This is a genomic window from Arthrobacter sp. Hiyo1, from assembly GCF_001263615.2.
Taxonomy (GTDB): domain Bacteria; phylum Actinomycetota; class Actinomycetes; order Actinomycetales; family Micrococcaceae; genus Arthrobacter.
In genome coordinates this window covers 245,411-250,831 of the sequence record NZ_DF952471.1, presented here as the reverse complement: position 1 = coordinate 250,831, position 5,421 = coordinate 245,411, and the positions used below count along the sequence as shown (strand labels likewise).

The window sequence follows — 5,421 nt, the reverse complement described above, 5'->3', positions numbered from 1 at the left end:
AGTTCGTCTAAACGCTGAGCGACACGGAAAATCCCTGGCGCCTCCGGAATTCCGTGGGCGCCAGGGATTTTGCGTGTCGCGAGGCTTAAACAAAGAGCTCCGGAGTGCGTTATTGGGGGATACGCACTCCGGAGCGGACTTTGGAGCAGGTTCTTGCGGGTTCCTGCTGACAAATAGCTTACGTGCCCCAACAGCACTCCGCTACCAATCTGAATAACTACTTTCACTTTACTTTTTCCGGTCCCGGGTTCACGGCGAAATCCGGCGTTTGATCGGGGTACCCGGCCCCTTGTAGTGCACCCGGCGCGGGCCTAGCGTTAACTTGCACAGGAAGGGGTGGTCCACGTGGAGATCTTCATGTGGTGGCTGGACATAGACCTTAAGAGCAAGGAATGGCTGCGCGAAAACCTTCGTGCCACTGAGCTTCCACTGGAAGTTCTGCAACGGATTGCGGATGTCGGAGGTCCGCGCCTTGAAGAGCTGGCCGGCGGGCTGAGCGACGCCGACTGGGACTTCATTGAGACGCAGTCCGAGTTCGTGGACTGAGGCGCTTTCCTAGACCGGTTCATAAAACCGTTGCGGCTCCCGCGCGGGGATGGTTGCATGGGGTTCATGGCTACCGCAGAGAGTTATGTCTTGGCGATCGGGACCAAAAAAGGATTGTGGCTGGCACGCAGCACAGACCGCAAGGAATGGTCCCTTTCCGGTCCGCACTTCCTCATGAGCGAGATCCCCAGCATCGGGATCGATACGCGCGGGGACAAGCCCCGGATCATGGTGGGCGTGCGCTCCGAACACTGGGTCCCACCGTGGCCCACTCCGATGACCTGGGCGCCACATGGACCGAGCCCGAACAAGGCGCCATCAAATTCCCGGACGGCACGGATGCCGCACTGGAACGGATCTGGCAGATCTACCCGGACTCCGCATCCCGGCCCGGCGTGGTCTGGGCAGGTTGCGAACCGATCTCTGTCTGGAAATCGACCGACGGCGGAGAACACTTCGAGTTGAACCGCGGCCTCTGGGACCACCCGCATCGCAGCGAGTGGGGCGCGGGTTACGGTGGCGCTGCCGCCCACTCGATCGTGGTCAATCCTTCCGGGGAGAACGTCCATGTCGCCATGAGCACGGGCGGCGTCTACCGATCGCTCGACGGCGGAACCTCCTGGGAGGCCCGCAACAAGGGGATCTCGGCCTACTTCATGCCCGATCCCAATCCCGAGTTCGGCCAGTGCGTCCACAAGATCGCCGCGGATGCCGCCGTCGAAGGCCGGTTGTATGCGCAGAACCACCACGGCGTGTACCGCACGGACGACAACGGCGAGAACTGGGTTTCAATCGCCGACGGCCTTCCCGCTGATTTCGGCTTCGTGATGCTCACCCACCCCCGCCGCGAAGGGACCGCCTGGGTGATCCCGATCAAGGCGGATAGTGAGCGTATTCCGCCGGACGGCCATCTCGCGGTGCACCGCACGGACGACGCCGGGAATACTTGGAAGCGTTTGGATGTGGGCCTCCCGGACCATGAATACAACGCCGTGCTCCGTGACGCAGCCGCGGTGGATTCTGCTGAACCTGCCGGGGTGTACTTCGGAACACGCGGCGGTTCGGTCTACGTTAGCGCTGATGAGGGCGAGTCCTTCATCGAAGTCGCCTCGCATCTACCTGATGTTTTGTGTGTCCGGGCTGCTGTTGTCTCCGGCGTCGTCTCCGCAGCTGTGGCCGCAGAATTGGCCGCTGCCGCCGCAGCATCCAGCCTGCCGGCCTAGGACGGACCTTGCCCGATATTACGGTGGTTTTGCCCAGTGTTCTCCAGCCCCTCGCCGGCGGGCAGTCCTACCTGACTACGCCCGCCGACGGAGCTGTGACCGTGGAAAGCTTGCTTGATGCTGTGACCGGGGACTACCCGGTGCTCGCCCGGAGGATCCGGGATGAAACCGGTTCGCTCCGCCGCTACGTGAATATTTACGTGAACGGCGAGGAGGTCCGGCGTCTGAAGGGTCTGGATACTGAGGTAGCTGCCGGCCAGGAGGTCTTGATCATCCAGTCCGTGGCTGGCGGCTGAGTGGTTCGGGGCCAGGTCAGGCCACTCGCCAGACTGTGCATTCGTCGGTATTGATGGCCTTGCGCAGGCCCGTCAGCTGATCCATGATCCAAACGACGCCGATGCCCGGGGCCGTTTCCTGGACGCTGCCCCTGCGGATGACAACGTCATCGTAGGAGGGTCCGACGGAGAGGCGGGCTTCGATCTGGTCGCCGCGGTGCAGCTGGTCAAGCGCGCGGATTCTTGTGGGGTGGGTTGATACTTCCTTCAACATGGTGGCCTCCCTGGCTGGAGCTGCCAGCATTTGCCGGCTATTCCAGTGTGGCGGGCCAATGTTGCGGTGTGGTTTCGTGCGGGTTAGCCGTGGGTAAGACTTCCGGGACAAAGAAAATCCGTGGTTCCACACGGGCCCAGAGGGCGGCCGGTGTGGAACCACGGATTTGTTTGGAGGGAGCGTCCTACTTCAGGCCGAGCTCCGCCGTCGGGGTCTTGAAGGATTCGCGGGCGGTCATCGCGGAGACCGCCGCGATGACGCAGATGACGCCGGTGAAGATGCTGATCTGGACCCAGCCGCCGGCCTTGGTGCCGCCCATTGCCGTCACGATGGTCGGGGCGAAGCCTGCCATGAGGAAGCCGATCTGGGTGCCGATGGCCAAGCCGGAGAAGCGGACCTTGGTGCTGAACATTTCGCCGTAGAAGGAGGGCCATACCGCGTTTGCGGCGGCGTATCCGAGGGAGAAGTACACCACGGAGACCAGGAACATGAGCGGCACGTTTCCGGATTCGAGCGTCAAGAGGAACACCGGCGTCATGATGGCGCTGGCTACGGCGCCGTAGATGAAGACGGGCTTGCGGCCGATCCGGTCAGCCATCCGGCCGAAGACCGGCTGGGTGCCAAGCGCGACGACGTTTGCCGCCACGACGAGCCACAGGGTGATGGTGCTGTTCACGTGGGCCACGTCCTTGGCGTAGGCAATGGCCAAGGTTCCGAAGACCGTGCTCACCGCCGAGATGAAGGCGCAGCAGATAACGCGCAGGACGTCGGCCCAGTGCAGCCGCAGAAGGTCGGCCACGGGAAGCTTGGCGATCTGGTTGTTCTTCTTGGCCTCGGCGAACGCCGGTGGTTCGTGCAGGGTGCGGCGGATGAAGAACGCTACCAGGACCACGACGGCGCTGAGCCAGAACGGGATCCGCCAGCCGATGCCGTACTTGACCTCGTCCGGGAGGGCGACGACGGGGATGAAGACCAAGGCTGCGAGGATCTGGCCGCCCTGGGTTCCGGTAAGGTCCAGGAGGTAAAGAAGGAGCGGCGGTTGTCCGGCGCGTGTTCCAGCGTCATGGATGAAGCGCCGGCTTGTTCACCGGCGGCCGAGAGGCCCTGGCAGAGCCGTGCGAAGACCAGCAGCGCCGGAGCCCACCAACCGATGGACTTGAAATCGGGGAGGCAGCCGATGATGAACGTCGCACCGCCCATGAGCACCAGGGTAAACATCAGCACGCGCTGGCGGCCGATGCGGTCGCCGAAGTGCCCCAGGATGATGGCTCCAACGGGCCGTGCTACGTAGGCGAAGCCGAACGTCGCGAAGGACATAATGGCTGCGTTGGCGTCGGCGCTGGGGAAGAAGACGTGCGGGAAAATCAGGGCCGCGGCCGAACCGAAGATGAAGAAGTCGTAGTACTCGACGGCGCTACCGAGGAAGCTGGCGAGGGCGGCCTTCTTCGGCGTTCCTGCCGTGGCAGTGCCCGGCGTCGTAGACGGGATCGTGTGACTCATGGTGTTCCTTTTGTGTGACGGCGATGTCGCATCTGGCTGAAATGTGCGTACCTGGAACGTCGTTGTGGGTCCGGCAGCGGCCTCACACTGTAGCCACATTGTGAGAGCTACTTGTGCGATATAGCAATAATGACTGTGAGCGCAGTCACTTGTCAAGATATTTACTCACCATCTAGATATAGCTCTCACGATGTGGCAATCTTTAGTTATGGATGTGAAGGAAGACACAAAAACCGACATGATCGGCAAGGCCCTGGGCCTCCTGGTATTGCTGGGTAATGAGCCGAAGGGGGCCAGCGCCTCGGAGCTCGCCCGCCAGGCGGAGCTGCCCTTCAGTACCACCTACAGGCTGCTCGGATCCCTGACCCGCGACGGATTCGTTGACTACGAGGCCGACGGCCGCCGCTACCACCTGGGGCTTCGCGTCTTCCAGCTGGGCCAGCGGGTGTCCAATCACCACGGCTTTGCGGGTACCGCGCGACCCATCCTGCAGCGTGTCACGGAGGGGACCGGTGAGGCCACTATCCTCTCGGTCAGGGATGGCCACCACCACCTCACGGTCAACAAGGTGGACGGTCCCCAGATGTTCCGGGTCACGAGTGATCCGGGGCATCTTGGAATGCTGCACACCACGGCCGTGGGCAAGGCGCTAGTTGCCTTCGCGGACGACGACGAGCGGAAGCAGTTGGTGGAAGAGCTTGAGCTGGAGCCGCTGACGGAGTTCTCCATTACCGACCGCGACGCTTTCCGCCTGGAAATCGAGAAGGTCCGGCGCCAGGGCTACGCGATCATGGACGAGGAAAACGAGGTGGGCATGCGCGCCGTCGCCGTCCCGGTCCTCAATTCCCAGGGCGTTGCGTTCGCCTCGCTTGCCACCGCCGTCCCTGTCTTCCGAATGAGCGTGGAGCAGCTGGTGGCGGTGGTCCCGTTGCTGAAGAGCGCGGCGTCAGAGCTTGCCGACCGCCTGCCGCAGCGATAACGGCGCGTTAATAGCTATCACTTTTGTTCGCGATAAGAACACTAGTGCAATATATGAACATTTTGTGTAGTCTGATTCATACCGCCCGGCGGAGCAGCACGCTCTGGACGTCCCGAGGGAATCCAGGGAGGGCCAATCCGCGGGTGCAGTTGTCAAAGGAGCAATGAGCATGAGCAACCGAGCCGAATCCTTCCTGGTGGGCCTGATCGGTGAAGGCGTATCGCCTTCACTGACGCCGCCCATGCATGAGAGGGAGGCCGACGTCCAGGGGCTGCGCTACCTGTACCGGCCCATCGACCTGCTGGAGCTCTCCCTGCCCGGCTCCGCCGTCGGCGATTTGCTGACCGCTGCTTCCCGGCTTGGCTACAACGGCCTCAACATCACGCATCCGTGCAAGCAATTGGTGCTGCCGTTCCTGGACGAGGTTTCCGAGGACGCAAGGCGGCTCGGCGCTGTGAACACCGTGCTGATCAAGGACGGCCGCTTTACCGGCCACAACACGGACTTCTCCGGCTTCGGCTCAGCTTTGGCCAGCGGCCTTCCCGACGCCGGCCTGGAGCGAGTCGTCCAGCTCGGCGCCGGGGGTGCGGGCTCCGCCGTCGCATACGCCCTCCTTTCCGCGGG

Annotated in this window: 4 protein-coding genes and 3 pseudogenes; 5 read left to right on the top strand and 2 right to left on the bottom strand. The window is 62.9% G+C overall.

Annotation, left to right across the window (positions count from 1 at the left end; translation table 11 throughout):
* Positions 1 to 345: 345 nt before the first annotated feature.
* The 3 genes and pseudogenes from AHiyo1_RS12715 (at position 346) to AHiyo1_RS12705 (ending at position 2,065) form a co-directional block, all read left to right on the top strand.
* Positions 346 to 546, top strand: a complete 201-nt coding sequence (locus AHiyo1_RS12715; RefSeq protein ID WP_059388808.1) for a hypothetical protein — start codon at positions 346 to 348, stop codon at positions 544 to 546.
* 57 nt (positions 547 to 603) lie between these two features.
* Positions 604 to 1,769 (top strand): annotated as a pseudogene (locus tag AHiyo1_RS12710) (WD40/YVTN/BNR-like repeat-containing protein).
* An 8-nt stretch (positions 1,770 to 1,777) separates the two neighbouring features.
* Entirely contained in the window at positions 1,778 to 2,065 is a 288-nt protein-coding gene (locus AHiyo1_RS12705) for a MoaD/ThiS family protein (protein ID WP_059388806.1), read from the top strand.
* A 16-nt stretch (positions 2,066 to 2,081) separates the two neighbouring features.
* Here the strand turns inward: AHiyo1_RS12705 and AHiyo1_RS12700 are convergent, their stop codons facing one another.
* Entirely contained in the window at positions 2,082 to 2,318 is a 237-nt protein-coding gene (locus AHiyo1_RS12700) for a hypothetical protein (protein ID WP_059388807.1), read from the bottom strand.
* A gap of 184 nt (positions 2,319 to 2,502) precedes the next feature.
* A pseudogene (locus AHiyo1_RS12695) lies at positions 2,503 to 3,818 on the bottom strand (MFS transporter).
* Positions 3,819 to 4,026: 208 nt separating this feature from the next.
* Between AHiyo1_RS12695 and AHiyo1_RS12690 the strand changes: the two are divergent.
* Both AHiyo1_RS12690 and AHiyo1_RS12685 read left to right on the top strand, forming a co-directional pair.
* Positions 4,027 to 4,797 carry an IclR family transcriptional regulator gene (locus AHiyo1_RS12690; protein WP_059388805.1) on the top strand — a complete coding sequence of 257 codons (771 nt, stop codon included), beginning with the start codon at positions 4,027 to 4,029 and terminating at the stop codon, positions 4,795 to 4,797.
* A 169-nt stretch (positions 4,798 to 4,966) separates the two neighbouring features.
* Positions 4,967 to 5,421: pseudogene (locus tag AHiyo1_RS12685) on the top strand (shikimate dehydrogenase); the annotation flags it as partial.

Coding starts and splice junctions, on each gene's coding strand:
- AHiyo1_RS12700 (WP_059388807.1), bottom strand. CDS start 2,318: ATGTTGAAGGAAGTATCAACCCACCCCACAAGAATCCGCGCGCTTGAC.
- AHiyo1_RS12690 (WP_059388805.1), top strand. CDS start 4,027: ATGGATGTGAAGGAAGACACAAAAACCGACATGATCGGCAAGGCCCTG.